Source organism: Pseudomonas sp. DW-iso3 (assembly GCF_058725305.1).
The window spans coordinates 119,582-146,048 of record NZ_JBZXDZ010000001.1; the positions used below are offsets into that span (position 1 = coordinate 119,582).

General features: G+C 61.7%; 25 protein-coding genes and 5 tRNA genes. 20 read left to right on the forward strand and 10 right to left on the reverse strand.

Translation table 11 applies throughout. The features are described 5' to 3' along the window. Positions 1-53: 53 nt before the first annotated feature. The 4 genes from AC4PS7_RS00575 (at position 54) to AC4PS7_RS00590 (ending at position 468) form a co-directional block, all read left to right on the forward strand. A tRNA-Asn gene (locus AC4PS7_RS00575) sits at positions 54-129 on the forward strand. A 10-nt stretch (positions 130-139) separates the two neighbouring features. Beyond that, positions 140-216 (forward strand) — tRNA-Pro (locus AC4PS7_RS00580). A 5-nt stretch (positions 217-221) separates the two neighbouring features. Further along, positions 222-297, forward strand: a tRNA-Lys gene (locus AC4PS7_RS00585). 94 nt (positions 298-391) lie between these two features. Then, a tRNA-Pro gene (locus AC4PS7_RS00590) sits at positions 392-468 on the forward strand. Positions 469-660: 192 nt separating this feature from the next. Here AC4PS7_RS00590 and AC4PS7_RS00595 read toward each other — a convergent pair. From AC4PS7_RS00595 to AC4PS7_RS00605, 3 genes are read right to left on the reverse strand one after another with little or no spacing between them, the layout of a single operon-like run. Further along, positions 661-1,959 (reverse strand): NAD(P)/FAD-dependent oxidoreductase, encoded by a 1,299-nt coding sequence (locus AC4PS7_RS00595; RefSeq protein ID WP_042571057.1) that lies wholly within the window; start codon positions 1,957-1,959, stop codon positions 661-663. 60 nt (positions 1,960-2,019) lie between these two features. Further along, positions 2,020-2,193, reverse strand: a complete 174-nt coding sequence (locus tag AC4PS7_RS00600; protein WP_010213243.1) for a DUF3094 family protein — start codon at positions 2,191-2,193, stop codon at positions 2,020-2,022. 54 nt (positions 2,194-2,247) lie between these two features. Continuing rightward, positions 2,248-2,877 carry a DUF1780 domain-containing protein gene (locus AC4PS7_RS00605; RefSeq protein ID WP_010213242.1) on the reverse strand — a complete coding sequence of 210 codons (630 nt, stop codon included), beginning with the start codon at positions 2,875-2,877 and terminating at the stop codon, positions 2,248-2,250. Positions 2,878-2,980: 103 nt separating this feature from the next. Between AC4PS7_RS00605 and AC4PS7_RS00610 the strand changes: the two genes are divergently transcribed. The 3 genes from AC4PS7_RS00610 (at position 2,981) to AC4PS7_RS00620 (ending at position 4,425) form a co-directional block, all read left to right on the forward strand. Further along, positions 2,981-3,448: an FAD/FMN-containing dehydrogenase gene (locus AC4PS7_RS00610; protein ID WP_492179024.1), complete on the forward strand. Its 468-nt coding sequence runs from the start codon at positions 2,981-2,983 to the stop codon at positions 3,446-3,448. Beyond that, positions 3,445-4,134 (forward strand): energy-coupling factor ABC transporter permease, encoded by a 690-nt coding sequence (locus AC4PS7_RS00615; RefSeq protein ID WP_457244369.1) that lies wholly within the window; start codon positions 3,445-3,447, stop codon positions 4,132-4,134. The genes AC4PS7_RS00610 and AC4PS7_RS00615 overlap by 4 nt, the downstream gene beginning before the upstream one ends. A gap of 75 nt (positions 4,135-4,209) precedes the next feature. After that, positions 4,210-4,425, forward strand: coding sequence for a hypothetical protein (locus tag AC4PS7_RS00620; RefSeq protein WP_003171680.1), 216 nt, complete (start codon positions 4,210-4,212; stop codon positions 4,423-4,425). Here AC4PS7_RS00620 and yacG read toward each other — a convergent pair. From yacG to AC4PS7_RS00640, 4 genes are read right to left on the reverse strand one after another with little or no spacing between them, the layout of a single operon-like run. Beyond that, positions 4,422-4,622, reverse strand: coding sequence for a DNA gyrase inhibitor YacG (gene yacG / locus AC4PS7_RS00625; protein WP_003188437.1), 201 nt, complete (start codon positions 4,620-4,622; stop codon positions 4,422-4,424). The genes AC4PS7_RS00620 and yacG overlap by 4 nt on opposite strands. Further along, positions 4,619-5,242, reverse strand: coding sequence for a dephospho-CoA kinase (gene coaE / locus AC4PS7_RS00630; RefSeq protein ID WP_010213235.1), 624 nt, complete (start codon positions 5,240-5,242; stop codon positions 4,619-4,621). The genes yacG and coaE overlap by 4 nt, the downstream gene beginning before the upstream one ends. After that, positions 5,239-6,105, reverse strand: coding sequence for a prepilin peptidase (locus AC4PS7_RS00635; protein WP_457244368.1), 867 nt, complete (start codon positions 6,103-6,105; stop codon positions 5,239-5,241). The genes coaE and AC4PS7_RS00635 overlap by 4 nt, the downstream gene beginning before the upstream one ends. Next, positions 6,102-7,310 carry a type II secretion system F family protein gene (locus AC4PS7_RS00640; protein WP_010213233.1) on the reverse strand — a complete coding sequence of 403 codons (1,209 nt, stop codon included), beginning with the start codon at positions 7,308-7,310 and terminating at the stop codon, positions 6,102-6,104. The genes AC4PS7_RS00635 and AC4PS7_RS00640 overlap by 4 nt, the downstream gene beginning before the upstream one ends. Before the next feature lie 193 nt (positions 7,311-7,503). On the opposite strand from AC4PS7_RS00640, the gene AC4PS7_RS00645 reads away from it, so the two are divergent. From AC4PS7_RS00645 to AC4PS7_RS00660, 4 genes are all read left to right on the forward strand, one after another. Next, positions 7,504-7,926, forward strand: a complete 423-nt coding sequence (locus AC4PS7_RS00645; RefSeq protein ID WP_021491914.1) for a pilin — start codon at positions 7,504-7,506, stop codon at positions 7,924-7,926. A gap of 35 nt (positions 7,927-7,961) precedes the next feature. Beyond that, positions 7,962-9,362, forward strand: a complete 1,401-nt coding sequence (locus tag AC4PS7_RS00650; RefSeq protein ID WP_010213231.1) for an O-antigen ligase family protein — start codon at positions 7,962-7,964, stop codon at positions 9,360-9,362. 48 nt (positions 9,363-9,410) lie between these two features. Beyond that, positions 9,411-9,483 (forward strand) — tRNA-Thr (locus AC4PS7_RS00655). 145 nt (positions 9,484-9,628) lie between these two features. After that, positions 9,629-9,934: a DUF6388 family protein gene (locus tag AC4PS7_RS00660; protein ID WP_010213230.1), complete on the forward strand. Its 306-nt coding sequence runs from the start codon at positions 9,629-9,631 to the stop codon at positions 9,932-9,934. A 47-nt stretch (positions 9,935-9,981) separates the two neighbouring features. On the opposite strand, the gene nadC is transcribed toward AC4PS7_RS00660, so the two are convergent. Continuing rightward, positions 9,982-10,830, reverse strand: a complete 849-nt coding sequence (gene nadC, locus AC4PS7_RS00665) for a carboxylating nicotinate-nucleotide diphosphorylase (RefSeq protein ID WP_010213228.1) — start codon at positions 10,828-10,830, stop codon at positions 9,982-9,984. Between the two features lie 191 nt (positions 10,831-11,021). On the opposite strand from nadC, the gene AC4PS7_RS00670 reads away from it, so the two are divergent. The 5 genes from AC4PS7_RS00670 (at position 11,022) to AC4PS7_RS00690 (ending at position 17,305) form a co-directional block, all read left to right on the forward strand. Beyond that, the gene (locus tag AC4PS7_RS00670; protein WP_010213227.1) at positions 11,022-13,145 is read left to right on the forward strand and encodes a DUF1631 domain-containing protein; all 2,124 of its coding nucleotides are present in this window, start codon (positions 11,022-11,024) and stop codon (positions 13,143-13,145) included. Between the two features lie 61 nt (positions 13,146-13,206). Beyond that, positions 13,207-13,770: a 1,6-anhydro-N-acetylmuramyl-L-alanine amidase AmpD gene (gene ampD, locus AC4PS7_RS00675; RefSeq protein ID WP_010213226.1), complete on the forward strand. Its 564-nt coding sequence runs from the start codon at positions 13,207-13,209 to the stop codon at positions 13,768-13,770. Next, entirely contained in the window at positions 13,767-14,603 is an 837-nt protein-coding gene (gene ampE, locus AC4PS7_RS00680; protein ID WP_010213224.1) for a regulatory signaling modulator protein AmpE, read from the forward strand. The genes ampD and ampE overlap by 4 nt, the downstream gene beginning before the upstream one ends. Before the next feature lie 1,439 nt (positions 14,604-16,042). Further along, positions 16,043-16,747: a methyl-accepting chemotaxis protein gene (locus tag AC4PS7_RS00685; RefSeq protein ID WP_392397730.1), complete on the forward strand. Its 705-nt coding sequence runs from the start codon at positions 16,043-16,045 to the stop codon at positions 16,745-16,747. A gap of 126 nt (positions 16,748-16,873) precedes the next feature. Then, complete coding sequence (locus tag AC4PS7_RS00690; RefSeq protein ID WP_069673355.1) at positions 16,874-17,305, forward strand: hypothetical protein; 432 nt, start codon at positions 16,874-16,876, stop codon at positions 17,303-17,305. Here the strand turns inward: AC4PS7_RS00690 and AC4PS7_RS00695 are convergent. Together AC4PS7_RS00695 and cra are read right to left on the reverse strand one after the other, a co-directional pair. Next, positions 17,252-18,028 carry a TatD family hydrolase gene (locus AC4PS7_RS00695; protein ID WP_021491907.1) on the reverse strand — a complete coding sequence of 259 codons (777 nt, stop codon included), beginning with the start codon at positions 18,026-18,028 and terminating at the stop codon, positions 17,252-17,254. The two genes, AC4PS7_RS00690 and AC4PS7_RS00695, sit on opposite strands and share 54 nt — an antisense overlap. A 2-nt stretch (positions 18,029-18,030) precedes the next feature. Further along, on the reverse strand, positions 18,031-19,026 hold the full coding sequence (cra, locus tag AC4PS7_RS00700; protein ID WP_021491906.1) for a catabolite repressor/activator: 996 nt from the start codon (positions 19,024-19,026) through the stop codon (positions 18,031-18,033). 293 nt (positions 19,027-19,319) lie between these two features. Here cra and ptsP point away from each other — a divergent pair, with 293 nt between their 5' ends. The 4 genes from ptsP to AC4PS7_RS00720 are packed head-to-tail and all read left to right on the forward strand — an operon-like array spanning position 19,320 to position 26,406. Continuing rightward, entirely contained in the window at positions 19,320-22,178 is a 2,859-nt protein-coding gene (gene ptsP / locus AC4PS7_RS00705; protein ID WP_010213215.1) for a phosphoenolpyruvate--protein phosphotransferase, read from the forward strand. Then, the gene (gene pfkB, locus AC4PS7_RS00710) at positions 22,179-23,099 is read left to right on the forward strand and encodes a 1-phosphofructokinase (RefSeq protein ID WP_047541177.1); all 921 of its coding nucleotides are present in this window, start codon (positions 22,179-22,181) and stop codon (positions 23,097-23,099) included. 11 nt (positions 23,100-23,110) lie between these two features. Continuing rightward, a complete protein-coding gene (locus AC4PS7_RS00715) occupies positions 23,111-24,820 on the forward strand; it encodes a PTS fructose-like transporter subunit IIB (RefSeq protein WP_010213212.1) in 1,710 nt (569 codons plus the stop codon). A 44-nt stretch (positions 24,821-24,864) separates the two neighbouring features. Further along, the gene (locus AC4PS7_RS00720; protein WP_042571067.1) at positions 24,865-26,406 is read left to right on the forward strand and encodes an alkaline phosphatase D family protein; all 1,542 of its coding nucleotides are present in this window, start codon (positions 24,865-24,867) and stop codon (positions 26,404-26,406) included. The last annotated feature ends 61 nt before the right edge of the window (positions 26,407-26,467 follow it).

Sequence of the window (26,467 nt, forward strand, 5' to 3'; positions counted from 1 at the left end):
ACAAGTCGAAGAGAAGGTAGTAAGCAGTAACGTAGTACTTTGAAATATGTAGTTCCGTGATAGCTCAGTCGGTAGAGCAAATGACTGTTAATCATTGGGTCCCAGGTTCGAGTCCTGGTCACGGAGCCAATTTCAATATCGGGGTATAGCGCAGTCCGGTAGCGCGCCTGCTTTGGGAGCAGGATGTCGGGAGTTCGAATCCCCCTACCCCGACCATATTTGGGTCGTTAGCTCAGTTGGTAGAGCAGTTGGCTTTTAACCAATTGGTCGTAGGTTCGAATCCCACACGACCCACCATTTTTGAGACCAGTTAACGCTGGAATCGAATCTTAAGATCAGAGGCCAAAAGCGCTGATCGAAGAAGGCGACTGAAAGGTCGCCTTTTTATTACCGGGGTATAGCGCAGTCCGGTAGCGCGCCTGCTTTGGGAGCAGGATGTCAGGAGTTCGAATCCCCTTACCCCGACCATATTAAAAATCCTCGTATCGAAAGATACGGGGATTTTTTTTGTGCGCGAAAATCTTGACTCTCCGCAAAACAAATGTGGGAGCGGGCTTGCTCGCGAATGCGGTGTATCAGTCAGCACGTCTGGCGCTGAGCCACCGCATTCGCGAGCAAGCCCGCTCCCACATTTACCAGGTCCCACTCGGGACCGTGTTGTCAGTGGAGCTTGAGGCGTGGCTCGGTGCCTCGCCCGATCTTGCTCCCCAGCATCAGCATCGCCGTGCGAAAGAAGCCATACAGCGCCATCTGGTGCATGCGGTACAGCGACACATAGAACATCCGCGCCAGCCAACCTTCCAGCATCACGCTGCCGGTGAGGTTGCCCATCAAGTTACCCACCGCCGAGAAGCGCGACAGCGAGATCAGCGAGCCATAGTCGGTGTACTTGTAGCTCGGCAGGTCCTTGCCCTCGATGCGCAGCTTCAGCGACTTGGCCAGTAACGAGGCCTGCTGGTGAGCTGCCTGGGCCCGTGGTGGTACGTTGCGGTCGGTGCCCGGTTGCGGGCAGGCGGCGCAGTCGCCAAACGCGAAGATGTTCTCGTCGCGAGTGGTTTGCAGTGTCGGCAACACCTGCAGTTGATTGATGCGGTTGGTTTCCAGGCCATCGATATCCTTGAGGAAACCGGGTGCGCGAATACCGGCCGCCCATACCTTTAGGCTGGCCGGGATCACCTGGCCACTGGTGGTGATCAGTGCATCGGCCGTCACTTCACTGACCGCCGAATTGGTCAGCACGGTCACCCCGAGCTTCTCCAGGGTTTTGTGCACCGGCGCGCCGATACGCTCCGGCAGGGCAGGCAGCACTCGTGGGCCGGCTTCGATCAGGGTGATGTGCATGTTTTCCGGCTTGATGCGGTCCAGGCCATAGGCGGCCAGCTCATGGGCGGCGTTATGCAGTTCGGCGGCCAGTTCGACCCCGGTGGCACCTGCGCCGACGATGGCGACGCTGATTTTTTCTACCACGTCGGTCTGCCCGGCATGGGCGCGCAGGTAGTGGTTGAGCAACTGCTGGTGGAAGCGCTCGGCCTGCTTGCGGGTGTCGAGGAACAGGCAGTGCTGCGCGGCGCCCTCGGTACCGAAGTCATTGGTGGTGCTGCCGACCGCGATCACCAGGCTGTCATAGCCCAGCACGCGCGCAGGCACCAGCTCACGGCCTTCTTCGTCGAGGGTGGCGGCCAGCTGGATCTTCTTCTGTTCACGGTCGAGCCCGCTCATGCGCCCCAGTTGGAACTCGAAGTGGTTCCATTTGGCCTGGGCGACATAATTGAGTTCGTCTTCCGAAGAGTTCAGCGAACCGGCTGCCACTTCGTGCAGCAAGGGCTTCCAGATATGGGTCAGGTTGGTGTCCACCAGCGTGATGCTGGCGGTGCCGCGCTTACCCAGAGTCTTACCCAGGCGGGTAGCCAACTCCAGGCCGCCGGCGCCGCCGCCGACGATAATAATACGATGGGTCATGGGGATATCTCGCAAGGCTAAAAGAAATCGGAGCAGTTACCACCGCGAGCGCCAGGCAGCTCATAGCGTCAGGTAACTCAAAAGTCGGCTCAGCAAGCCAAGGCCGATCACCACTATCAGCACCACACCCAGGAGCAGCCACGGCCGGAAAGGCTTGCGCTCGACTCGGTGTTGGGAGAGTTGGAGGTACTCTTCGACATGCTGTTGATCATCGGGGTTCAGGCGGCTGGTCATAAAGGCCTCGTCAGGTAGACGTTGCAAAAGGGCGCCACGTTACAGTCCGGGGGCTCAGAGGCTGATGCCCACATCGAACACTATGCTGCGGCCCAGGTTGTTGCGCAAGAAATCCGGTGCATCCGGGTGGGCGAACAACACCCGTGCAAAGGTCGGCCCCACCAGCGACAGCGAGCGCCAGCCCTGGCGCAGGTATTCCGTCGGCGGCGGAAAATGACTGTTGAGGTCGAGCACTTCACGCTTGAGGCTGGTGAAGGCGACGATATCCAGCTCCCCCAGGTCCATCCCGCGCTCTTTGTAGTTATGGGCCTTCTTGCGCAGCGTGGGCGCCAGGCGCAACAAGAACTCATGGGCCGGGATGCGTCGGGGCTTGGCCTCGCGCCGCACCAGTTGGCTCAGGGAGAACGCGCTGCGTCGGCGCAGCAATTCGTCGCGCCATTCGTCGTTCAGGCGGCGGCCCTCATCCAGTACAAAAAACACCTCGAAGCTGGCGTCGCGAAACAGCACGTCCGGCGGCTCTTGCCCGGCGGCGTGGAATTCTTCGGCACGGTAGGGCACGTTCAGGCCTTGCAGCAGGCGCTGGCAGACCCAACGCTCACGCTCCCATTTGCGGGCATTGGACAAGAATGCGTTGGCTTGTTCGGCCGCTACGGTCAGCAGGCGCAAGTAATCTGAGTCATCCATAGCTAGCAGCTTAGCGCCCAAATGATGACCGCAGGAAGTCCCGCTGCAAAAGCTCGGTGTAGACTGGGCATTCGAGCGTTCCACCGGGTAAGAGGAGTGTGCAGTGAAGATTCTAGCGGTGTTTTTGTTGGCTCTGTTGCCTGTGGGGGCCCAGGCGGTTGAAGTGGGCGAGCGCCTGGCCCCTTGGACCCTGCTGGATCAATTCGATCAGGCCTACACCCTGGATAACCAGGCGCAGGTCCTGCTCGTTGCGCGTGGCATGGACGCCGCCAAGCAGGTGGATGCAGCGCTGCAGGGCCAACCCAAAGGCTACCTTGAGGCACGACATGCTGTGTTTGTTGCCGATATCCAGCGCATGCCGCGCCTGATCGCCAAGCTGTTCGCGGTACCGGCCATGCAGTCCTACAACTACCGGGTCATGCTGGACCGTGACGCACGCATTGCGCCGCGTTATCCGGGGCCTCTGGATAAAGTGCTGTGGCTGCAACTGGATAACGGCAAGCTGGTCGCCGAGCACGCCTACAGTTCTGCCGCCGAACTGCGTCAGGCCCTGGAGCAGGTGAAGCCGTGATCAGCGCCGCGGTGTTGGCGCCGGCAACACTCGGGGCCGGCTGGCTGTTGTATGTGCCCCTGGTAGTCTGGGCCATCTTGCGTTCACCTTGGGTCGAACTGTTTGCCGACCGGCGGCGCCAGCATTTGCTGTTTGGCACCGTGTTCGCCTTGTTCATGCTGTGGCTGGTACGGCGGGATTTCGATACCGGCGTGTCCTACCACTTTATCGGCATGACCGCCGTGACCCTGTTGCTCGATTGGCCCCTGGCGATCGTGGGCGGTTTTGCCGCCCAGTTGGGTTTGATGGCGTTGGGACGCCAGGACCTCGCAGCCCTGGGCGTCAACGGCCTGCTGCTTATTGGGCTGCCGGTGCTGGTCACGGAAGCCTGCGCGTTGCTGGTCGAGCGGGCGCAACCGCGCAATCCCTTCGTGTATATCTTCTGCTCCGGTTTTTTCGCCGCCGCGCTGTCGGCTTTGCTCTGCCTGGTGGTCGGACTGGGGCTGTTGTGGTTCGACGGCCGTTTTGCCCTGCCGGAATGGCTGGAGGATTTTGTCGGCTACCTGTGGCTGATCATCTTTCCCGAAGCCTTCATCAACGGCATGGTTGTCAGCGCGCTGGTGGTGTTTTGCCCGGAATGGCTGGAGACCTTCAACCGCACGCGCTACCTGTCCGCCCCCTGGAAGGACGACGATTCACAGCGTTGACCCAGATCAAATCCCACCCACCCAAGCAGGGCCATGCTCAGCGAAATTTTTCCAGGCAAGGCGGGAGCACGAATCATGAGTGTGTACGAGTGGGCACGGCAGGAATTGCGCAGAAGCCAGGACGCGGCACAGGAAATCGGTTTTGACCCGGGCCTGACCTTGCGTGCCATGCTCAGCGCGGTGGTGCAGCAGAGCAAAGGTGTGCGCAGTTTCGAAGACCTGGCCGACGAGCTGCAATACCTTGCAGAGAACCTCGACGACCAGCAGGAATACGCCTTTATGCGCCCTTAGTGGCGCGGTGGCAGGTCTTCGGAAAACAGCTCGTCTTCAGCGTCCGGGGCCACGGGGATCTTGTGTTCTTCAGCAGCCCAGGCGCCCAGGTCGATGAGCTTGCAGCGGTCCGAGCAGAACGGCCGGTTGAGGTTGGTCGCTTTCCATTCCACGGGTGCGCCGCAGGTTGGGCAGTCGACGGTCAAGGGTTGGCTCATGATCGGCCTCCACGCAAAGTAAGGTAAAAGTGGTGCAGTCGCTCGACCTCGCTGTGCAGCCAGGCAAGGTCCCGGTCATTGACCAGTACATCATCGGCATGGTTCAGGCGGTCTTCGCGGCTGGATTGAGCCTTGAGGATCGCCTGCACCTGTTGCTCGTTGATGCCGTCGCGCTGCAGGGTACGCTGAATCTGCAGCGACTGCGGCACATCGATCACCAGGATGCGCTGGGTCATGCTGTACTGGCCGGACTCGATCAGCAGCGGCGACACCAATATCGCGTAAGGCGACTTCGCGCGCGCCAGGTGGCTGCGAATCTCCTCGCCAATCAACGGGTGCAGCAAGGCTTCGAGCCAGCGGCGCTCTTCGGGTTCTTCAAAGATCAGCTTGCGCAGGGCGGCGCGGTTCAACTGGCCGTCGGGATGCAGCACGCCAGCACCGAAGTGCTCGGCGATGCGCGCCAGTGCCGGCCGTCCAGGCTCGACCACCCAGCGGGCGGCGTGATCGGCGTCCACGAGGTCGATGCCAAGGTCGATAAAGTGCTGGGCCGCGGCGCTTTTACCGCTGCCGATGCCACCAGTGAGGCCGAGAATCCAGGGTGTTGTAACAGGAGTGGTCATCTGAAACCGACAGACTGCAAATAGAAGTCGGTTATTTGACCACCCCAGAGCAATGCAATCCAGCCGGCAATCGCCAGATACGGACCAAATGGCATCGGTACCGACGCGTGGGACTTGCGCAGGCGCATCAGGATCAAGCCCACGACCACACCCACCAGCGACGACATCAAGAGGGTCATGGGCAGGATCTGCCAGCCCCCCCAGGCGCCGAGCAAGGCCAGCAGCTTGAAGTCGCCATGGCCCATGCCGTCCTTGCCGGTGACCAGTTTGAACAGCCAGAACACGCTCCACAGGCTCATGTACCCGATGACCGCACCCCACAAGGCCTCGGGCAGTGTCGTCAGCAGGCCGAACCCGTTGACGATCAGCCCCAGCCACAGCAGCGGCATCACTAGCACATCCGGCAACAGCTGATGGTCTGCATCGATCAGGCTCATCGCCAACAATCCCCAGCTCAGCACCAGCACTGCGCCCGCCTGCCAGCCAAAGCCGAAACGCCAGGCCACCCAGGCTGAGATCAATGCACACGCCAGTTCAGTGAGCGGATAACGGGCGCTGATCGCACCTTGGCAATGGGCGCAGCGGCCTCGCAGAAACAGGTAGCTGAGCAGTGGGATATTTTCCCACGGACGTATCGGATGATTGCAGTGTGGGCAGCAGGAACTGGGGTGCATCAGGTTGTAGGTCGGGCCGGCAGGCTCAGCGGGCATGCCGAGCACTTCGAGCGCCTGGGCCCGCCATTCCCGTTCGAGCATCGTTGGAAGGCGCCACACCAGCACGTTGAGAAAGCTGCCGACGATCAGGCCCAGCAGCGACGCCAGCGCAACAAAAGCCCAGGGGTGTCCGGCCAACAGCAGGCTCAAAATGCACTCCCCAACTGGAAGACTGGCAGGTACATGGCGATCACCAATGCGCCGACAATGCCTCCCAGGACCACCATGATCAGGGGCTCCATGAGGTGGGTGAGGTGATCGACCAGGTTGTCCACATCGGCCTCGTAATGGTTGGCGACCTTTTCCAGCATGCGGTCCAGTGTGCCCGACTCTTCGCCGATGGCTGTCATCTGGATCGCCATGCCGGGGAACAGGCCGCTGGTGAGCATGGATTGGTTCAATGGCATGCCAGTCGCTACATCGCGTCGCATCTGTTCGATTGCCCGTCTGAATGGCCCGGAACCGGCGGCACCGGCCACAGAATCCAGCGCCTGCAGTAACGGAACGCCGGCGGCAAACGTGGTGGACAGCGTGCGGGCGAAGCGGGCCACGGCGGATTTGCTCAGCAGTTTGCCTGCCACGGGCGCTTTCAACAAACAGCTGTCCAGCCATAGACGGAAATCCGCCAAGCGCCGATACGCTTCGCGCAGCCCCAGGCCTCCCGCAAGACCGCCCAGCGCCACGGCCCACCAGGCTTTCTGCATGAACTCGGAAAGGCCGATGACCTGCAGGGTGAAACCCGGCAGCTTGCCGTCGACCCCGGCAAACAGGTTCTGGAACTGTGGCACGACGTGGACCAGCAGCACGCCGGTGACGAGGCTGGCGACCACCAGCACGGTGATCGGATAGGTCATGGCTTTTTTGATCCTCGTCTTTAGCTGCTCGCTCTTTTCCCGGTGGATCGCCACGCGCTCCAGCAAGGTTTCAAGTGCTCCGGCCTGTTCGCCGGCGGCCACCAGGTTGCAGTACAGCTCGTCGAAACAACGCGGCTGCTTGCGCAGCGCCTCGGCAAGGCTGGTGCCGGCTTCGATGGCCTGTTTCAACCCTTGCACACGCTCACGCAAGGCGCGGTTGTCGAAGCCCTCAGCGATGATGTCGAAGGCCTGCAGCAGCGGAATACCGGCCTTCAGCAGGGTGGCCAGTTGGCGAGTGAACAGGGTGATGTCGGTTGATGTGATCGAGGCTGCCAGGCTCGACAGCACTGGGGATTTTTTGCGCACATGCCCTGGGCAGATGCCCTGTTTTCGCAACTGTGCCTTCACCAGGGCAGGGTTGTGTCCGGTGGTTTGCCCGGACACCCTGCGTCCTTTGCGGTTGATGCCTTCCCAGGCGTAGAGCGTTGAAGCGTTGTCCATGTCACGGTTCCGCACAGAGGTCGTCGAAGCTTTATAGCGTAGTCAGGTGACGGATTCTGACAGGCTGGCAGTGGCGGATAAAATGTCAGAATGTGCGTCTTGTGCGCGATTGAGCGCCTGCGGATGAGTACACTGGCGCCGCTGTACAACACGGGGCGCAGGACGCGCCTTGTCATGAGTTCTATCCTGGAGAGTGAATGTGAGACGTCAAAAAGGTTTTACCCTGATCGAGCTGTTGATCGTCGTGGCAATCATCGGCATTTTGGCCACCATCGGCCTGCCCATGTACACCACCCACCAGGCCAAGGCCAAGTTCACCGCCGGCCTGGCTGAAATTACCGCGTTGAAGCCTGGTTATGAAGACACCCTCAACCAGGGCACGGTCCCCACGTTGGCATTGATCGGCGGCACCAGCCCGACAGCCAACTGCAAGATTGACGTGACAGGGGACGTTGCCACGGGCGCGGGTTCCATCAGTTGCGAAATACTGGATGCCCCGGCACCGGTGCTCGGCAAGACCATCAGCCTGACACGCAATGCCGCCACGGGTTGGACATGCACCACCACCGCTGACGCAAAATATGTCGCCAAGGGCTGCGGCGCCGACGGCGCTTAACTGCTAAACCCTCCACAGGGAAGTTGAGGTGACCGATGGGGTTATTCGTAGAGCAGCGTGGCAGTGTTTTTCTGGTCGCAGTGATGTGCCTGCTGTTTGTCGGAATTTGTGCTCCCTTCAGTGGGCATGATCTGCAACGGGTGATGCAGATCGGTATCGGGGCTTGCGCTGTGCTGTATGGGCTGTCGGTCGCCCGCGTTGAACGGCTGGTTGACCGGCCCACAGCCTTGGGTCTGGCGCTGATCATCGGGCTGGGCCTGATGTCGTCGATGCGGGCTCACCAGCCGCTGTGGGCATTTGCTGAAGTGGCGGTGTTTGTTGGCTGCGGCGCGATTGCCGTGGCATTTGCCCTGCTGCGACGCCAGGGCGGCGAGCCTTTGGACCGTGCCTTGATCCTGTTTGTGGTGCTGTTGTGCCTGATCAAGTCGATTCAATACACCTACGCCGGTGCCCTGGCGTTCATCAGCGCCGAGCGGGTGCTGGACCCTGACGCGTTGCTGTCCGGCTTTTCCAACAAGCGTTTCTACGGCCAGTTCCAGACATTCACCTTGCCGCTGCTGGCGCTTCCTTTGTTGATCCCCACGCTGTCTCGCCCACTCAAGGCCGCGACTTTTACGCTGCTGTGCGTGTGGTGGCTGATCGCAGTGGGGGGCGGCACGCGCGGCACCTGGCTGGGCATGGGCGTCGCGGCTGTGGTGTTGGCGGTGCTGGGACCATGGGGGCGGCGCTGGTTGGGTTGGCAGTTGGCCGCACTGCTGGGTGGATTGTTGCTGTACTGGCTGGTGTTTAAGGTGTTGGCGGATCATTTGGGAATCGAGATCGCGAATGCCGCCAGCGATCGCCTCACCACCTCCTTGTCGGGGCGTGGTCCGATCTGGTGGCAGGCCTGGCATATGCTCGTCGAGCGGCCTTGGCTGGGATTCGGGCCGATGCATTTCGCTGATATCCCCAACAGTATTGCCGCTCATCCCCACCAGGCCATCCTGCAATGGACCAGTGAGTGGGGGGTGCCATCGGCTTTGTGCGTTGCGGTGTTGGCTTGGCGAGGGGGCTGGGCAACGTTCGGTGTACTGCGTAAGCGCGCGCTGAGCGCCGAGCGTGCAGACCTGCTGCGGCTCTGCCTGTTTGCGGCGCTGGTGGGTGCGTTAGTGCAGTCCATGGTCGATGGTGTGATTGTGATGCCTAACTCCCAGGTCTGGCTGGCGCTGGTGGTGGGCTGGCTGATGGCGTTGCACGTATGGCGAGCTCCGGCAGCGGTCGAACGGTCATGGGCCTGGGGGGCGTGGAAAGCACTGAGCGTGTTGGCCGTTGGTCTGCTGATTTTTATTGCGTTGCGCGATGTGCCGCACTTCAAACAGGCCCAGCAGCAGTACCTGGACGCCCATGGCGATTACCTGCAACCACGCTTCTGGGCCCAAGGTGTGATTGCCCGCTGACGGCGGCAAGTTGCCGGACTCTCGATGCGGTGCTAGCTTTAGCCCACCGCCCGTGTAGCTCAGCCGGTAGAGCAGCGCACTCGTAACGCGAAGGTCGCAGGTTCGATTCCTGTCTCGGGCAAAAAGGCAACAAAGGCAGTACTGTTTTCAGTTGATCCCAGAATGGTTCTGAAGGCCAGACGAGCTGGTATTTGCGCCCGCTCTTTTGTATCTGCGCAACCTTGATGACCCAGATGCATCCCCATTCCTCGATCTAAGAGAACAACATGACCACGACTGAAATGACCCAGGAAGTTCGGCACGAAGAAGCACTCAAGAAGTACCTTGAGGACACGCCGCAGCTGAAAGAAGAGATCAAGGACCTGAGCGCCGATGATCAGCGTGACCAGATCCAGTGGGCATTCGAGGATGAGGCCGAGAGCCAGGGCTACCAGCCCTGGGAGCTGACCCTCAAGTACACCTCGACACCGGAAGCGTTCGAAGCGGCGCGACTGGCCTTGCATAAAGAGGCGGCCGAAGTGCTGGGTGTCGAATGGGAAGAATATTGCGAAATGAATGACCTGGTGGTTTAAAAGCAGTCCGCAGGAGCGGGCAAGCTCGCTCCTGCAGTCAAGGCGCCTCAGATGCTAAGGCGCATCGACAAATCCACCGCCTTCACATCCTTGGTCATCGCGCCAATCGAGATGTAATCCACCCCGGTCTCGGCGATGGGTAGCAGGGTGCTTTCATTGATCCCGCCGCTGGCCTCCAGCTTCGCCTTACCGCCGTTCAGGCGCACGGCTTCACGCATATCGTCCAGGCTCAACTCATCGAGCATGATGATATCCGCGCCCGCCGCCAGGGCTTCGCGCAGCTCATCCAGGCTTTCAACTTCGATTTCCACCGGCTTGCCGGGGGCGATCTTGTGGGCGGCCGTGATTGCCTGGGCAATGCCGCCACAGGCCGCGATATGGTTTTCCTTGATCAGGAACGCGTCATACAAGCCGATACGGTGGTTGTGGCAGCCACCGCAAGTCACTGCGTATTTCTGCGCCAGGCGCAGCCCCGGCAGGGTTTTGCGGGTGTCCAGCAGCTTGACCTGGGTGCTGGCGACAAAGTCCGCGAGAAATTGCGCGCGGGTGGCGACCCCGGACAGCAACTGCAGGAAATTCAGCGCACAGCGTTCGCCGCTGAGCAGCGAGCGTGCCGGGCCTTCAAGGCGGAACAGCACCTGATTGGGGCTGACGCGCTCACCGTCAGCCACTTGCCAATGCACGGCAACCCGAGGGTCCAGTTGGCGGAACACCGCATCCACCCAGGCCGTTCCGGCGATGACAGCGGTGTCGCGGGTAATGATGGTGGCCGTGGCCAGCCGTTCGGCCGGGATCAACTGCGCAGTGATGTCGCCGCTGCCGATGTCTTCCAGCAGTGCGCGGCGCACGTTGGCTTCGATTTCGGCGGTGAGGTCGGCAAGACGGAGATTCGGCATAACAGGCTCCACAGACAAAGTGCCCCGATTATAGGGGCAGTGCGCGTTCGAACCCAGGCTCACCACTCATTTACCGTGCAAAGGCAGAGTTTGCTGGCGCACCTGCCCTCATTTGCCAGATAATCTAGCGCCTTGCAATTGGCGTCATAGCTTTGACGTTCAGAAAGATACCGCCGTTTCAGGAGGCCAGGATGCACAATGACGCAAAGGTGGTGCCTTTCAATAAGGCGTCCGCCACGCCATCGCCGCTCGCCAGACTGCCGGTAGTGTTGCTGCAGGTCCGCGACAAGGCGGCGCAACAGCTGCAGCAAGGGCTGCAGGACCTGTTCGATAACGCCGACGACACCTTGTTCGAAATGGCCGACAAGGCGCGCAACAACCTCGACCATCATATTTTCTTCGAGGCCATGCGCGACCTGCGGCTCAAGCGCAAGAATTTCGAGCGCGTGTTCATGGAGCGCCTGTTTGAAGCCTTCGCCAGCCTGGGTCAGGCAGGGCGGGGGGAATTGCAGTTGGTGCCAGTGGTTTCCTACGACGCGGCACCGGGCTCGTCCAGGGATGACCTGGAAAAAGCCGTTACGCTTGAAGCAATGCTGGATCGGGTGCGGCATCGTGACGGCCTGGCCCTGGGGCAACTCACGGCGCGCTTGAGCGCGTTGCTCGGCAACCACCTGGATGATCGCGAGAACCCATTGGGGCCAGCACTGCTGTGTGAGTGCTTCCTGCGGGCGGGACGCAGCCTGGGCGTGGAGATCCGCGTCAAACTGATCATGCTCAAGCTGTTTGAAAAATACGTACTCAGTGACGCCGACCAACTGTACGGCGAAGCCAATCAGTTGCTGGTCGCGACCGGTGTGTTGCCTGAACTCAAGGCCGTACCGTCCCGCCGGCGTGAGGCGCGTGAGGCCCGTGAGCTTGCGCGCGAAGAAACCTTGCCGCCTGTCGACGAAAATGGCCAGGAAGCCTTCGCTGCGCTGCAGCCGTTGCTCACCGCGGTACGCGGTAGCGTGGCGCCGACCCTTGAAGCCAGCGCCGAACCCTTGCCCATCTCCCCCCGTGACCTGCTGCGCCTGCTGTCCCACTTGCAGCAATATGTACCCGAGCCTGAGGTCGAGGATGATTTCGACCTGCGCAACCAGCTTGAACAGTTGCTCACCCGCGTCAGCGTCAAGAGCGGTAAGTCGCGGGTGGTGGAGGAGGCGGACGAAGATGTGATCAACCTGGTCGCGTTGCTGTTCGAATTCATCCTCAACGACCGGGCCGTGCCCGATGCCTACAAGGCCTTGATCGGTCGCCTGCAGATCCCGATGCTGAAAGTGGCGGTGCTGGACAAGAGCCTTTTCAGTCGAGCCAGCCACCCGGCGCGACGCCTGCTCAATGAAATCGCCACCGCTGCCATGGGCGCCAGCCAGCGCGACCCTCTGTACCTGCGCATCGAGCAGGTGGTGCAGCGCTTGCTCAATGAATTTGTCGAAGACCCGGTGATCTTTTCCCAATTGCTCGCCGAGTTCAGCGCCTTCACCGCTGATGAGCGACGGCGCAGCGACTTGCTTGAACAGCACACCCGTGATGCCGAAGCCGGGCGTGTGCGCACCGAAGCTGCGCGTCAGCGCGTGGCCGATGTGCTGAACAAACGCCTGCTTGGCAAGACGCTGCCGCGTCCGGTCGTGCAATTCCTGCAGCAGGCCTGGAGCCAGGTGCTGTTGCTGGCCAGCCTCAAGCATGGCGAGCAGTCGGTGCAATGGCAGGCGGGGCTGCGCACCATGGACGAACTGATCTGGAGCGTCGGCCTGCAGCAAGACACTGAAGCCGGGCGTCATTTGCTGGGGCAACTGCCGGGCTTGCTCAAGGCCCTGCGCGACGGATTGACCAGCGCCGCGTTCGACCCCTTCAGCACCCGCGAGTTTTTCGTGCGTTTGCAGGCCTTGCATGTCCAGGCCCCTGGCGGGGGCGACGAATGGATCGAAGTGCGTGAGCCGTTTGTACTGACCTCTGCGTTACCCGATCCGGTCCGCGATCTGCCGGACAACGACCCCGACCTGCTGAAAGCCCGACAGCTCAAGGTGGGTGATTGGGTGGTGTTCGAGGGAGACGAAGCGACTACGCTGCGCTGCCGGCTGACGGCGATCATGGCGCCGGCCGACACCTATGTCTTCACCAGCCGCACGGGGCTCAAGGTGTTAGAGAAAAGCGCGGGCCAACTGGCAGTGGCGTTCAAGCGGGGCGCGCTGCACACCCTGGACGCTGGCCCCTTGTTCGAGCGTGCCTTGACTGCCGTCGTGGGCAAACTGCGTCAACTCAATCGCGGCAAGTGATCGCAACCGAAGGGGCGAACGCGGCATACTGGTCACATGTTGTCTCGTTCAAGGAACCTGTATGCAGTTGGACCCCACCAGCGGTTGGTGCAAAGGCATCCGTCATTGCCCTTCGCCCAACTACAACGAGCGCCCCGCCGGCGAAATCTCACTGCTGGTGGTGCATAACATCAGCCTGCCGCCGGCGCAGTTCGCCACCGGCAAAGTGCAGGAATTCTTCCAGAACCGTCTGGATGTCACGGAACATCCCTACTTTGAAGGGATCGCCGACCTACGGGTGTCTGCGCATTTTCTGATTGAGCGTGATGGTGCGGTGACGCAGTTTGTGTCCTGTCTCGACCGGGCCTGGCATGCCGGGATCTCACAGTTCGAGGGTCGGGATACCTGCAATGACTTTTCCCTGGGGGTTGAGCTCGAAGGCACGGATGACCAGCCGTTCACTGACGCCCAATATGCGTCGTTGACCAACCTGACCCGCCAGTTGCTGGCGGCTTACCCCGACATCACGCCTCAGCGCATTTGTGGTCACAGCGATATCGCTCCGGGTCGCAAGACCGATCCCGGCCCGGCTTTTGATTGGACGCGCTTTCGCAGCGCCCTGCAGGATGGAGGACACGCACGATGAGTTTCCTGGTGTTGGTGCTGGCCGTATGGATCGAGAAGTTCTCGGCCCTGCGCCAGCGGTTACAGCGTGATGGTGGTTGGCTGCGTGAACTGGCCAAGCTGGAATCGAGCCCACGCATGGGCAAGCAGCCCTGGTTGATCCTGGCATTGCTGGTGTTATTACCGGTGGCCTTGCTGGCGTTGTTGCTGCTGGTGCTGGAACCGGTGGCCTACGGACTGTTGGCGCTGCCGGTGCACCTGCTGGTGGTGATCTACAGTCTGGGCCGTGGTGATCTGCTCGCCGGGCTGGGTCCCTTTCGCGACGCCTGGCGACGGGGCGACCTGCAAGCCGCCGAGCATGTCGCCGAGCGTGACCTGAATCTGAGCGCCGACAGTGGTGAACAGTTGCTCGAACGCGTCCAGGGCCATCTGTTGTGGCAGGCCTACCAGAGCTTTTTCGCGGTGATTTTCTGGTACTTCCTGTTGGGCCCGGTTGCCGCGCTGGCTTATCGCTTGCTCGCACTGGCCAGTGAATACAGCAAGAACCCTCTGGTGGCCGAGCGGGCCGGGCAACTGCGCCACGCATTTGACTGGCTGCCGGTGCGCCTGCTGGCAGCCAGTTTTGCCCTGGTGGGCAACTTCGTCGCCGTGGGCCGCGTGATGCTGCACGAACTGTTGAGCTGGGACATCAGCGCCGCCGAACTGGTGGAAAAAGTCGGCCTGGTCGCCGCTGAAATCCCGCCACCGGCGGTCGGTCCCGATGGCATCAACAGCCTGGACCGGCTCTGGGAACTGCTTTTGCGTGCGGCGGTGCTGTGGTATGCCGGGTTTGCGATCTGGACGGTGTTGCCTTAACGCCCTATCTCATTAACCTTAAGTTACAAAACTCCCTTTCAAATTGAGCTATACAGATGCTGGCTAACTGCCGCCCTGCGCCTCGATAAAAATAAAAGAAAGGGAGTTAACCTGTGAAGAGCTTGCTCTATCCCGCCGTCGCGCTGATGAACCGCCTGAGCTTCGGCATGAAGTTCAGCTTGATCAGCGTGTTGTTCCTGCTGCCGATGCTGGCGACCAACTATTACCTGGTGCGTGATTCGTGGCGCGAATACCAGGGCACGCGGGTGGAGCTGCAGAGCCTTGATTTGCTCGGTAGCAGCCTGGCCCTGCGCCGCGACCTGGAAACCCTCAACAACCAGGTGCAGATCAACGCCACGCTGGGCCAGTCCGGCAAGGCGGGCGATCTTGAGGGCAAGATCAGCGCCCTGGAACAAAGCGTGCTGAGCCGCCTGCAAAGCCTCAACGCCATGGCGACTGAGCCCGAGCAAATTGCCGCTTTTGACGCCAAGCGCGACGAGTTGATCGCAGCCTTCAAGGCCCAGCAACAGGAAACGTCGTTGCTGAGCAAAAGTGCTTTGATCGGCAAGTTGCTCAACAAGGCGCAGATGCTCAGCCAGATCATTGCCAGCCAAGCCGGTTTGAGCCGCGACCCCCAGAGCGACCTGCGCCAACTCAGTGAGCTGATCACCAGCGTGACCCCACTCGTCACCCAGACCCTGGGTGAAGGTCGAGCAATGGGCGCGTATTCCCTGGGGCAGGGTTTTCTCAACTCGTCGTCCAGCACACGGTTTGACGAGCTGTTGCAGCAATTGGAAAAAATCCAGGCCGAATATGGCCTGAAGTTGCAAGATGCCTTGGGCTCCAGCAAAGCCGCCCATGCGGCTCTCGACGGCCTGGCCAAGTCCAGCAACGCCAGCCTCAAGCAAGGCAGCGAGTTGTTTGAAGAACAGGTGGTGATGGCCGAAACCCTCGACGCGCCCTGGCAGGATTTCTACGACGGCGTCAGCCGATTGATGGCCCAGACGTACCAGTTGGATGACGCCACCCTGACGTTCCTCGGGCAGCAATTGGAGCAACGCCTGGCACAGAGCCGTACGCATATGGTGGTGCTGGTCTCGGCCCTCAGCGCGGTGTTCCTGCTGATTTTCTACTTGTATGCAGGCTTCTACGCCTCCACGCGCACCACCTTGCGGCGCTTGGGCGCGATGATGGATAAGGTCGCGGCCGGCGACATGACCGTCACCTTTGTCGCGCAAAGCCGCGATGAGCTGGGTGACCTCGGCCAGGTGTTCAATGGCACCGTGGCGAAGATCCATGACTTGATCGAGCGCGTCGGGCACACCGTCAGTCAGGTCGAGCTGCAGGCCGGGCAGGTGGAGACGGTCTCGGCCCAGAGCAACCAGGCCGTTTCCGGGCAGCGTATGCAGATCGAACAGGTGGCGACGGCCATGAACCAGATGTCGTCCACTGCCCAGGAAGTCGCGCGCAGTGCGGCGGCGGCGGTCAGCAGTGCCCACAGCGTCAACGACGAAACCGTCAGCGGCCGCAGCCTGGTGCAATCCCAGCAGGGCAGCATTGCGCGACTGGCGACGGAGATCGATCAGTCGGTGCAGGTAATCAACCAACTGGCCACCGACAGCCAGTCCATCAGCAGCGTGTTGGAAGTGATCAAAAGCATCGCCGAACAAACCAACTTGCTGGCGCTCAACGCGGCCATCGAGGCCGCGCGCGCCGGCGAGCAAGGGCGTGGGTTTGCGGTGGTGGCCGATGAGGTGCGGACCCTGGCGCGCCGTACCCAGCACTCCACCGAGGAGATCGAGCAGATGATCAGCCGCTTGCAAAGCGGCGTGGCGGCGGCCGTGAAAGCCATGGGCAGCAGTCATGATATGGCCAGTGGCACCGTGGGGCAGTCGGAAAGGGTTCAGCAAGCCCTGGAAAATATCCTCGGCGCCGTCGGGATGATCGTCGATCAAAACCAGCAGATCGCCGCCGCTGTGGAGCAACAAACCGCCGTCGCCCACGATATTGACCAGAACATCGTTGAAATCAATCGGGCTGGTGAGCATGCCGCCGAGGGCGCGTATCAGACCGAAGCGGCGAGTCGACAGCTGTCGCTGCAGGTGATTGAGTTGAAACAATTGATCGGCGCGTTTCGGGTATGAGAATTGAATGTAGGATTTATCGTTTCATGGTGTGGCGCTTGTCCTGATTTTGCTGCGTCTCTTTTCTGAAGCCGTGAATGGGTGAAACTTGTTTCACTCGATTTCAAGTCCGGGGGAGGCACAGCGATGACCGCTGCGATCGGCATCAAAGGGCACTGCGCCCATTGTGATATCACCTTTAATCTCAAGCCTTGGCAACTCAACGCCATCGCCATCGAAGAACCGTTCGATTGCCCTTACTGCCAATGGATCTTGCAACTGAACTGCCCTCGACAGTTGCGCCAGTTCAGGTCCCTGGACCAGTGGGCGCTGGTGCGCCCGAGCATGGTGGTGTTGACCTGCATGGTGCTGATCGTGGCGTTGGTGGCGGAGTGGGTGGGGCTGATCAGTGTGATCGGCCAATTCAACATCTCGTTGGTGGTCTTACTGGTGCATTTGCTGGTGTTGCGATACGTCCGTCACCGCCAGCGCCTGATCTTGAATCTGCAACGGGTAACGCCCGCGCTACCAGTTGAACAGCTCGCACGCATTGCGTGTGCTCGCCTCAGCCAGCAATAGAGGGCTGATGCCCATGCGCTCGGCAAGCTCAGTGCAGATAGCCGGCAGGTGTTCGGGGCTGTTGCGCTGGCCGGGATACATGGCGGGCGCCATATCCGGTGAGTCGGTTTCCAGTACCACGGCGTCCAACGGCAGGTGGGCCAGCACCTTGTGCATGCGCAGGGCCTGAGGCCAAGTGGCGGCGCCCCCCAGCCCGAGTTTGAAGCCGAGCTTGATGTATTCGCGGGCTTCTTCGCGGCTACCGGCAAACGCATGGATGATGCCGCCACGGGGCAGGCGAATGCGCTTGAGGGTAGCGATGACGTCCGCGTGGCTGCGACGGACATGCAGCAGCGCCGGCAGCTGGAAGTCCACGGCCAGTTTCAGTTGGGCCTCAAACAGGCTTTGCTGGCGTTCGCGGTCCAACTGTTCGAGGAAGTAATCCAGCCCGATTTCGCCTACCGCACACAGTTGCCGGTGACCGTGCAGGCGAGTCAGCCAGTCGCCGAGCTCCGTCAGGTCGGCGGGGCGATGGTCATCGAGGTAGACCGGGTGCAGGCCAAACGCAGCGAACAAGCCTTCGTCCGTTTGCACCAGATCCCACAGCCGCTGCCAATTCTGCTGATACACCCCCAGCACCACCATGCGTCGCACGCCCAGCGCTCGGCTGTGAGCGAGGACTTCCCGGCGATCGCTGTCGAAATCCGGGAAGTCCAAATGGGTGTGGGTGTCGATCAGCTCCACGCTCAAGCCTCGCGAATACGCTGCTTGAACGTCCGGCCGATGGCATGCACGCCGGGTTGGTACTGCTCGTCTTCGACCGCGACCAGGGCCAGGCGCAGCGCGGTCTCGGCGATCAGTTGATGTTGCTGGGCCATGGCGTTGACCGGCAGCGGCAGGAAATCCAGCAACTGTGTATCACCAAAGGTGCCCAGGCGCAGCGGCCGCGATTTGAGTGGGAAGTCATGCAGCGCGTCGAACACGCCCTGCAGCAGCACGTAGGACGTGGTCACCAGTGCGTCAGGCAAGTGCCCCAGTTGCTGCAGAAGTTGCTCCATCAACTGTCGGCCACAGTCGCGGCTGAAGGCTTCGCCGTGTTCGACGATCACCTCGCCGGTGAACCCTTCCAGCGCTTCACGGAAACCGGCGGCACGCTCCTGGCTGATGCTCAGCTCGGGCCGCGCGCCGATCAGCACAATCTGCTTGGGCAGGGGTTGCAACAGGCTGCTGGTCAATTGCTGGCACGCCTGGCGGTCGTCGCTGACCACCGAGCAGAATTGATCTGCGCCCATCACCCGGTCGATGGCAATCACCGGCAAACCCTTGGCCTGCAGCTCGCGGTAACTGTCATCGCTGGCCGGCAGGCAACTGGCGACAAACAGCGCGTCACACCGCCGGGCGCGGAACAGTTGCAGCAATTGACGCTCGCTGTCGGCATCGTCGTCGGAACTGGCGATCAGCAGTTGATAGCCGCGCGCCCGGGCACCTTGCTCCAAAAGCTTGGCGATGCGGGCGTAACTGGGGTTTTCCAGGTCGGGCAGGATAAAGCCCAAGGTGCGCGTGTGCCGACTGCGCAGCCCGGCGGCCTGAGGGTTGGGGGTAAAACCATGGGCTTCGACCACAGCACGCACCCGTTCGACGGTGGCGTTGCTGATGCGTTGCTGTTCGGCCTTGCCGTTGATGACGTAGCTGGCGGTGGTTACGGACACACCGGCAAGACGGGCGATATCACTGAGTTTCAAACCGGGATTTCCTTGTTTTCTGGAGCGGGCCCCGACATTTTCTCCAATCGTAACCGATTCCTGTACACGACCAATGTCCTGGCTCAAGCGCCGAGTGGTTCTTCAAGGATGCGCAATTAACGCGTAGTCTTCCATAAGATCTAGATTAAACGTTTCAGCCAGCGTATTTTTACGACGTTCGCGACTGAGTGGCTACTGCCAATTGACTACTCAGTCAGTTAATCATGAACACCCTTTACACTGTTTGTTTAAAACAATACCTAGTGCGCCACCGCACTAACTAGGAGAACGGCATGCTTGAGCTCACTGTAGAGCAGATTTCCATGGGCCAGGTGGCCGTGGACAAATCTGCTGCCTTGCACCTGCTCGCTGAAAAACTGGTGGCCGACGGCCTGGTCGCCGAGGGATACCTCAGCGGTTTGCAAGCCCGTGAAGCCCAAGGCTCGACCTTCCTCGGTCAAGGCATTGCCATTCCCCACGGCACTCCCGAAACGCGCGATCAGGTGTTCTCCACCGGTGTGCGCCTGCTGCAGTTTCCCGAAGGGGTGGACTGGGGGGACGGCCAGATCGTGTACCTGGCCATCGGCATTGCCGCCAAATCCGACGAACACCTGCGCCTGTTGCAACTGCTCACCCGCGCCCTCGGTGAAACCGACCTGGGCCAGGCTCTGCGCCGTGCCGGTAGCGCCGAAGCGCTGTTGAAACTGCTGCAGGGTGCGCCGCAGGAACTGGCGCTGGATGCGCAGATGATCGGCCTGGGCGTGTCCGCTGACGACTTCGAAGAGCTGGTATGGCGCGGTGCACGGCTGTTGCGTCAGGCCGATTGTGTGAGCAATGGTTTCGCTGCCGTGTTGCAGCAGGTCGATGCGCTGCCCCTGGGCGATGGCCTGTGGTGGTTGCACAGCGAGCAGACCGTCAAGCGCCCGGGCCTGGCGTTTGTCACCCCGGACAAACCTATGCGCTACCTCGGCCAGCCGCTCAATGGCCTGTTCTGCCTGGCCAGCCTGGGGGAAGCCCACCAGACGCTGCTCGAACGCTTATGCGCCTTGCTGATAGAAGGTCGCGGCCAGGAACTCGGCCGCGCCACCAGCAGCCGCGCCGTGCTTGAAGTGCTCGGTGGAGAATTGCCACCAGACTGGCCTGCTGCGCGCATTACCCTGGCCAACGCCCACGGCCTGCACGCGCGCCCGGCGAAGATCCTTGCGCAGTTGGCGAAAAGTTTTGACGGCGATCTCCGTGTGCGCATCGTCGATGGCCCGGTGGGCGCCGTGTCGGTGAAAAGCCTGAGTAAATTGCTGAGCCTCGGCGCGCGTCGCGGCCAGGTGCTGGAATTTATCGCCGAACCGAGCATTGCTGGCGACGCGCTGCCCGCACTGCTGGCAGCGGTGGAAGAAGGCCTGGGTGAAGACGTCGAGCCGCTGCCGACCCTGAGCGTCCAGCCTGAAGTCCTCGATATCGAGCCGGAGCTCAGCGCACCCTTGGCCGGTAGCCAGGTTCAGGCCATCGCCGCTGCGCCGGGCATCGCTATCGGCCCTGCGCACATCCAGGTTCTGCAAGTCTTCGATTACCCACTGCGCGGCGAATCTTGCGCCATCGAGCGCGAGCGTCTGCACAGCGCCCTGGCCGATGTGCGCCGCGATATCCAGGGGCTGATCGAACGCAGCCAGTCCAAGGCGATCCGCGAGATTTTCGTCACCCACCAGGAAATGCTCGACGACCCGGAACTCACCGACGAAGTCGACACGCGCCTCAAGCAAGGCGAAAGCGCTGAGGCGGCATGGATGAGTGTGATCGAAGCGGCGGCCAAACAGCAGGAGTCGTTGCAGGATGCCTTGCTCGCCGAGCGTGCCGCCGACCTGCGTGACATTGGCCGTCGTGTGCTGGCGCAACTGTGTGGCGTCGAAACCTCCCAGGAACCGAGTGAGCCTTACATTCTGGTGATGGACGAAGTCGGTCCGTCTGATGTGGCCCGGCTTGATCCGGCGCGCGTCGCTGGCATCCTCACCGCCCGCGGCGGCGCGACGGCCCACAGTGCCATTGTCGCCCGCGCCCTCGGTATTCCCGCGCTGGTGGGCGCCGGTCCGGCGGTGTTGCTGTTGGCCGCAGGTACGCCGTTGTTGCTGGATGGCCAGCGCGGGCGCCTGCATGTGGATGCCGACGCCGCTACCCTGCAACGCGCCACGGTCGAGCGCGACACCCGCGAACAACGCCTGCAAGCGGCCTCGGCACAACGCCACGAACCCGCGTTGACCCGTGACGGTCATGCCGTGGAAGTGTTCGCCAACATCGGCGAAAGCGCTGGCGTCGCCAGCGCGGTGGAGCAGGGCGCCGAAGGCATCGGCTTGCTGCGCACCGAACTGATCTTCATGGCCCATCCGCAAGCGCCGGACGAGGCTACCCAGGAAGCCGAATACCGCCGCGTCCTCGATGGTCTCGCCGGTCGTCCGCTGGTCGTGCGCACCCTCGATGTGGGCGGCGACAAACCGCTGCCTTATTGGCCGATCGCCGAAGAGGAAAACCCCTTCCTCGGCGTGCGCGGCATTCGTCTCACCTTGCAACGCCCGCAGATCATGGAAGCCCAACTGAGGGCGCTGCTGCGCTCGGCGGACAACCGTCCGCTGCGCATCATGTTCCCCATGGTCGGCAGCGTCGATGAGTGGCGCGCCGCCCGTGACATGACCGAGCGCCTGCGTCTGGAAATCCCGGTGGCGGACCTGCAACTGGGCATCATGATCGAAGTGCCGTCGGCCGCGTTGCTCGCGCCGGTATTGGCCAAGGAAGTGGACTTCTTCAGTGTCGGCACCAACGACCTGACCCAGTACACCCTGGCCATCGACCGTGGCCACCCGACCCTGTCCGCTCAGGCCGATGGCCTGCACCCGGCAGTGTTGCAACTGATCGACATCACCGTGCGTGCAGCCCATGCCCATGGCAAATGGGTTGGCGTGTGCGGCGAGCTGGCGGCGGACCCGTTGGCAGTGCCGGTATTGGTCGGCCTGGGGGTGGATGAGTTGAGCGTGTCCGCCCGCAGCATTCCCGAAGTGAAGGCGCGCGTGCGCGAATTCAGTCTGAGCGAGGCCCAGGGCCTGGCGCAAAAAGCACTGGCGGTGGGCTCACCTGCCGAAGTGCGAGCCCTAGTGGAGGCCGTATAGATGGCAAGGATTCTGACCCTGACGCTGAACCCGGCGTTGGATCTGACGGTACGCCTGGCGCGCCTGGAACCGGGTGAAGTCAACCGCAGCGAAACCCTGCTGACCCATGCCGCCGGCAAGGGTGTGAACGTGGCGCAGGTGCTGGCCGACCTGGGCCATGAGTTGACCGTGGGCGGCTTTCTCGGTGAAGGCAACCCCCAGGCCTTTGAAGCGCTCATTGCACAGCGTGGGTTTACCGATGCGTTTATCCGCGTGCCCGGTGAAACCCGCAGCAATATCAAGATTGCCGAGCAGGATGGCCGGGTCACCGACATCAATGCACCGGGGCCGCAGGTGACAGAACAGGCGCAGAACGCCTTGCTGGACAAACTGGCGCAGATTGCTCCCGGCTTTGATGCGGTGGTGGTGGCCGGCAGCTTGCCACGCGGCGTCAGCCCGCAGTGGTTCAAAGGGCTGTTGGAGCAGTTGAAACGCTATGGCTTGAAAGTCGCTTTGGACACCAGCGGCGAAGCACTGCGCGCGGGTTTGCTGGCCGGCCCATGGCTGGTCAAACCCAATACTGAAGAGCTGGCCGAAGCCCTGGATAACGCCACCGATGCGGTCAGCCAACTGCACCGGCAAGGTGTCGAACATGTGGTGGTCTCCGACGGTGCCGCCGGCGTGAGCTGGTACAGCCCAAATGCGGCGCTGCAGGCCACACCGCCCAAGGTGACGGTCGCCAGCACCGTAGGCGCCGGCGATTCGCTGCTGGCCGGTATGCTCCATGGTCTGCTCACCGGGGATACGCCGGAACAGACCTTGCGCCGCGCCACGGCGATTGCCGCGATGGCGGTGACGCAGATCGGTTTTGGCATCAGCGATCACGCGCAGTTGGCGCGTCTCGAAAGCGGCGTTCAAGTGCGCTCGCTGACAGAACAATAAGAGGGTTTGTGATGAAGTTAGCCATTGTTACCGCCTGCCCGAACGGCATGGTCACCAGTGTGCTGTGCGCCCGCTTGTTGGACGCCGCCGCACAGCGCCAGGGCTGGAGCACCAGCGTTGAAGTGGTGGATGTGCAGCGCCCGGAACGCCAGCTCTCCCAGGCCACGATCGACGATGCCGAATGGGTGTTGTTGGTCAGCAGTACCCCGGTGGATATGCAGCGGTTTGTCGGTAAGCGCGTGTTCCAGAGCACGCCGGCCCAGGCGCTGGCGGATGTCGACGCGGTATTGCGTCGCGGCGCTGAAGAAGCCCAGGTGTATGTCGCCACGCAGCAGGCGGCTGAAAATGCACCACGTATTGTGGCAATCACGGCTTGTCCGACGGGCGTGGCGCACACCTTCATGGCCGCCGAAGCCTTGCAGCAGACCGCCAAGCGGCTGGGCTACGACTTGCAGGTCGAGACCCAGGGCTCGGTCGGCGCACGCACGCCCTTGAGCCCGCAGGCTATCGCTGAGGCCGATGTGGTGCTGTTGGCGGCGGATATCGAAGTCGCTACCGAGCGCTTCGCCGGCAAGAAAATTTACCGCTGCGGCACCGGCATTGCCCTCAAGCAATCCGAAGCCACCCTCAACAAGGCCCTTGCTGAAGGCGCAGTGGAAAGTGCGGCCAGCGGTGCCGTGGCCAAGAAAGAAAAAACCGGCGTTTACAAACACCTGCTGACCGGTGTGTCGTTCATGTTGCCGATGGTGGTGGCGGGCGGGTTGTTGATTGCGTTGTCCTTCATGTTCGGCATCACTGCTTTTGAAGAGAAAGGCACACTGGCTGCTGCCTTGAAAACCGTCGGCGATCAGGCCTTCATGTTGATGGTGCCGCTGCTGGCGGGCTACATCGCTTATTCCATTGCCGACCGTCCTGCGTTGGCCCCCGGCATGATCGGCGGGTTGCTGGCGACCACCTTGGGTGCTGGTTTTATCGGCGGGATATTTGCCGGTTTCCTCGCCGGTTATTGCGTCAAGCTGATCACCCGCGCGGTGCAGTTGCCGCAAAGCCTGGATGCGCTCAAGCCGATCCTGATCATCCCGTTGCTGGCGAGCCTGTTCACCGGCCTGGCGATGATCTACCTGGTCGGGCCACCGGTGGCGCGCATGCTTGTGGGCCTGACGGAATTCCTCAACACCATGGGCACCACTAACGCCGTGCTGCTGGGCATTCTGTTGGGCGGCATGATGTGCGTCGACCTCGGTGGGCCGATCAACAAGGCAGCCTATGCGTTTTCCGTCGGCATGCTGGCGGCGCACAGTGGCGCGCCGATTGCCGCCACCATGGCGGCCGGCATGGTGCCGCCGATCGGCATGGGCATCGCTACGTTCCTGGCACGCCGCAAGTTTGCCCAAACAGAGCGTGAGGCCGGCAAGGCGGCGATCATTCTCGGGATGGTGTTTATCTCCGAAGGCGCGATTCCCTTTGCGGCCAAAGACCCGCTGCGCGTGATCCCGGCCAGCATCGCCGGTGGCGCGTTGGCCGGCGCGCTGTCGATGTACTTTGGTTGCAAGCTCGCGGCGCCCCACGGCGGCCTGGCGGTGCTGGTCATCCCGAATGCGATGAACCATGCGCTGCTGTACCTGCTGGCGATTGTCGCGGGCAGCTTGCTGACCGGTCTGGTGTACGCCTTGATCAAACGTCCGGAAGCGCAAGAGCTGACTGTCGCACCCGTGTCATAACCCCATGCTGTAGTGGCCCTTTTGATACTCAAGAGGGCACCTGCATGAGCCACTTCGATCTCGGCCGCCGCCGCGTGATGCAAGCCGTCGGCGCCGGCCTGTTGCTGCCGGGCCTGGCCCCGGCGGTGATCGCCTCTGTGAAGGACCGGCCGCAACTCACCGACGGCGTGCAGTCCGGCGATCTGCTCGGTGATCGCGCCATGATCTGGAGCCGCAGCGATCGCCCGGCGCGCATGGTGGTGGAGTGGGACACCCGCAGCGTATTCAGCAACCCGCGCAAATTCATTTCGGCCCTGGCCGATAACCGGACCGACTTCACGGCCCGCGTCGAACTCACCGGTCTGCCCGCCGATCAGGCGATTTTCTACCGCGTGCATTTCGAAGATGCCCAAACCGGCGTCGCCAGCGAGCCGTGGTTCGGCCACCTGCGCAGTGTGCCGCAACAGCGCCGCGATATTCGTTTCGTGTGGAGCGGCGACACCGTCGGCCAAGGCTTCGGCATCAACCCGGACATTGGCGGCATGCGCATCTATGAAGCCATGCGCCTGCGTTTGCCGGACTTTTTTATCCACAGTGGCGACACCATCTACGCCGACGGCCCGGTGCCGGCGCAACTGACGACCGAAAACGGGCGTATCTGGCGCAATATCACCACCGAAGCCAAGAGCAAAGTCGCCGAAACCCTGGATGAATATCGCGGTAATTACCGCTACAACCTGATGGACGAAAATGTCCGTCGCTTCAACGCCGAAGTGCCGCAGATCTGGCAGTGGGACGACCATGAAGTGGTGAACAACTGGTCGCCGAGCAAGCAGTTGGATGAGCGTTACCAGGTCAAGGACATCAACACCTTGGTCGGCCGTGCACGCCAGGCGTGGCTGGAATATTCACCGATGCGCCGGCAGAGCGCCGATGGCGGCGGGCGGATTTATCGCAAGCTCAGCTATGGGCCGTTGCTGGAGGTGTTCGTGCTGGATATGCGCAGCTATCGCGGGCCGAACGATGACAACCTGGGCGCTGAAAAACCCTTCCTGGGCCGGGAGCAATTGGACTGGCTCAAGCGTGAACTCAAGGGGTCGCAGGCGCAGTGGAAAGTCATCGCGGCGGACATGCCCATTGGGCTGGGTGTACCCGACGGCGAAGTAAGCCCCGGCGTACCGCGCTGGGAAGCGATTGCCAACAACGACCCTGGCGCACCGCAAGGGCGTGAGTTGGAAATTGCCGAGCTGCTGGGTTTTTTAAGGGCGCAGAAGGTGCGCAACCACGTATGGCTGACGGCGGATGTGCATTACTGCGCGGCACATCACTATCACCCGGATCGTGCGGCGTTCCAGGATTTTGAGCCGTTCTGGGAGTTTGTGGCCGGGCCGTTGAACGCGGGGAGCTTCGGGCCTAATCCATTGGATAAGACCTTTGGGCCTGAAGTGGTGTTCGAGAAGGCACCACCGGCGCAAAACACGTCGCCATTCGCCGGGTTTCAGTTTTTTGGCGAGGTGCAGATAGATGGGCAGACGGCGGAGTTGACCGTCATCCTGCGGGATTTGGATGGGGTCTCAGTGTTCGAGCAAACGCTGCAACCCGCCTGATTTGGAATGCAATGAAAACGGCGGGAGTTGGCTTGCCTGCGATAGCGCTAGTGAATTCACC

What these genes read in the sequence shown, in the direction of transcription:
- AC4PS7_RS00595 (WP_042571057.1), bottom strand. Translation starts at nt 1,959, where the DNA reads ATGACCCATCGTATTATTATCGTCGGCGGCGGCGCCGGCGGCCTGGAG.
- AC4PS7_RS00600 (WP_010213243.1), bottom strand. Translation starts at nt 2,193, where the DNA reads ATGACCAGCCGCCTGAACCCCGATGATCAACAGCATGTCGAAGAGTAC.
- AC4PS7_RS00605 (WP_010213242.1), bottom strand. Translation starts at nt 2,877, where the DNA reads ATGGATGACTCAGATTACTTGCGCCTGCTGACCGTAGCGGCCGAACAA.
- AC4PS7_RS00620 (WP_003171680.1), top strand. Translation starts at nt 4,210, where the DNA reads ATGAGTGTGTACGAGTGGGCACGGCAGGAATTGCGCAGAAGCCAGGAC.
- yacG (WP_003188437.1), bottom strand. Translation starts at nt 4,622, where the DNA reads ATGAGCCAACCCTTGACCGTCGACTGCCCAACCTGCGGCGCACCCGTG.
- coaE (WP_010213235.1), bottom strand. Translation starts at nt 5,242, where the DNA reads ATGACCACTCCTGTTACAACACCCTGGATTCTCGGCCTCACTGGTGGC.
- AC4PS7_RS00640 (WP_010213233.1), bottom strand. Translation starts at nt 7,310, where the DNA reads ATGGACAACGCTTCAACGCTCTACGCCTGGGAAGGCATCAACCGCAAA.
- AC4PS7_RS00650 (WP_010213231.1), top strand. Translation starts at nt 7,962, where the DNA reads ATGGGGTTATTCGTAGAGCAGCGTGGCAGTGTTTTTCTGGTCGCAGTG.
- AC4PS7_RS00660 (WP_010213230.1), top strand. Translation starts at nt 9,629, where the DNA reads ATGACCACGACTGAAATGACCCAGGAAGTTCGGCACGAAGAAGCACTC.
- nadC (WP_010213228.1), bottom strand. Translation starts at nt 10,830, where the DNA reads ATGCCGAATCTCCGTCTTGCCGACCTCACCGCCGAAATCGAAGCCAAC.
- AC4PS7_RS00670 (WP_010213227.1), top strand. Translation starts at nt 11,022, where the DNA reads ATGCACAATGACGCAAAGGTGGTGCCTTTCAATAAGGCGTCCGCCACG.
- ampD (WP_010213226.1), top strand. Translation starts at nt 13,207, where the DNA reads ATGCAGTTGGACCCCACCAGCGGTTGGTGCAAAGGCATCCGTCATTGC.
- ampE (WP_010213224.1), top strand. Translation starts at nt 13,767, where the DNA reads ATGAGTTTCCTGGTGTTGGTGCTGGCCGTATGGATCGAGAAGTTCTCG.
- AC4PS7_RS00685 (WP_392397730.1), top strand. Translation starts at nt 16,043, where the DNA reads ATGTCGTCCACTGCCCAGGAAGTCGCGCGCAGTGCGGCGGCGGCGGTC.
- AC4PS7_RS00690 (WP_069673355.1), top strand. Translation starts at nt 16,874, where the DNA reads ATGACCGCTGCGATCGGCATCAAAGGGCACTGCGCCCATTGTGATATC.
- ptsP (WP_010213215.1), top strand. Translation starts at nt 19,320, where the DNA reads ATGCTTGAGCTCACTGTAGAGCAGATTTCCATGGGCCAGGTGGCCGTG.
- pfkB (WP_047541177.1), top strand. Translation starts at nt 22,179, where the DNA reads ATGGCAAGGATTCTGACCCTGACGCTGAACCCGGCGTTGGATCTGACG.
- AC4PS7_RS00715 (WP_010213212.1), top strand. Translation starts at nt 23,111, where the DNA reads ATGAAGTTAGCCATTGTTACCGCCTGCCCGAACGGCATGGTCACCAGT.
- AC4PS7_RS00720 (WP_042571067.1), top strand. Translation starts at nt 24,865, where the DNA reads ATGAGCCACTTCGATCTCGGCCGCCGCCGCGTGATGCAAGCCGTCGGC.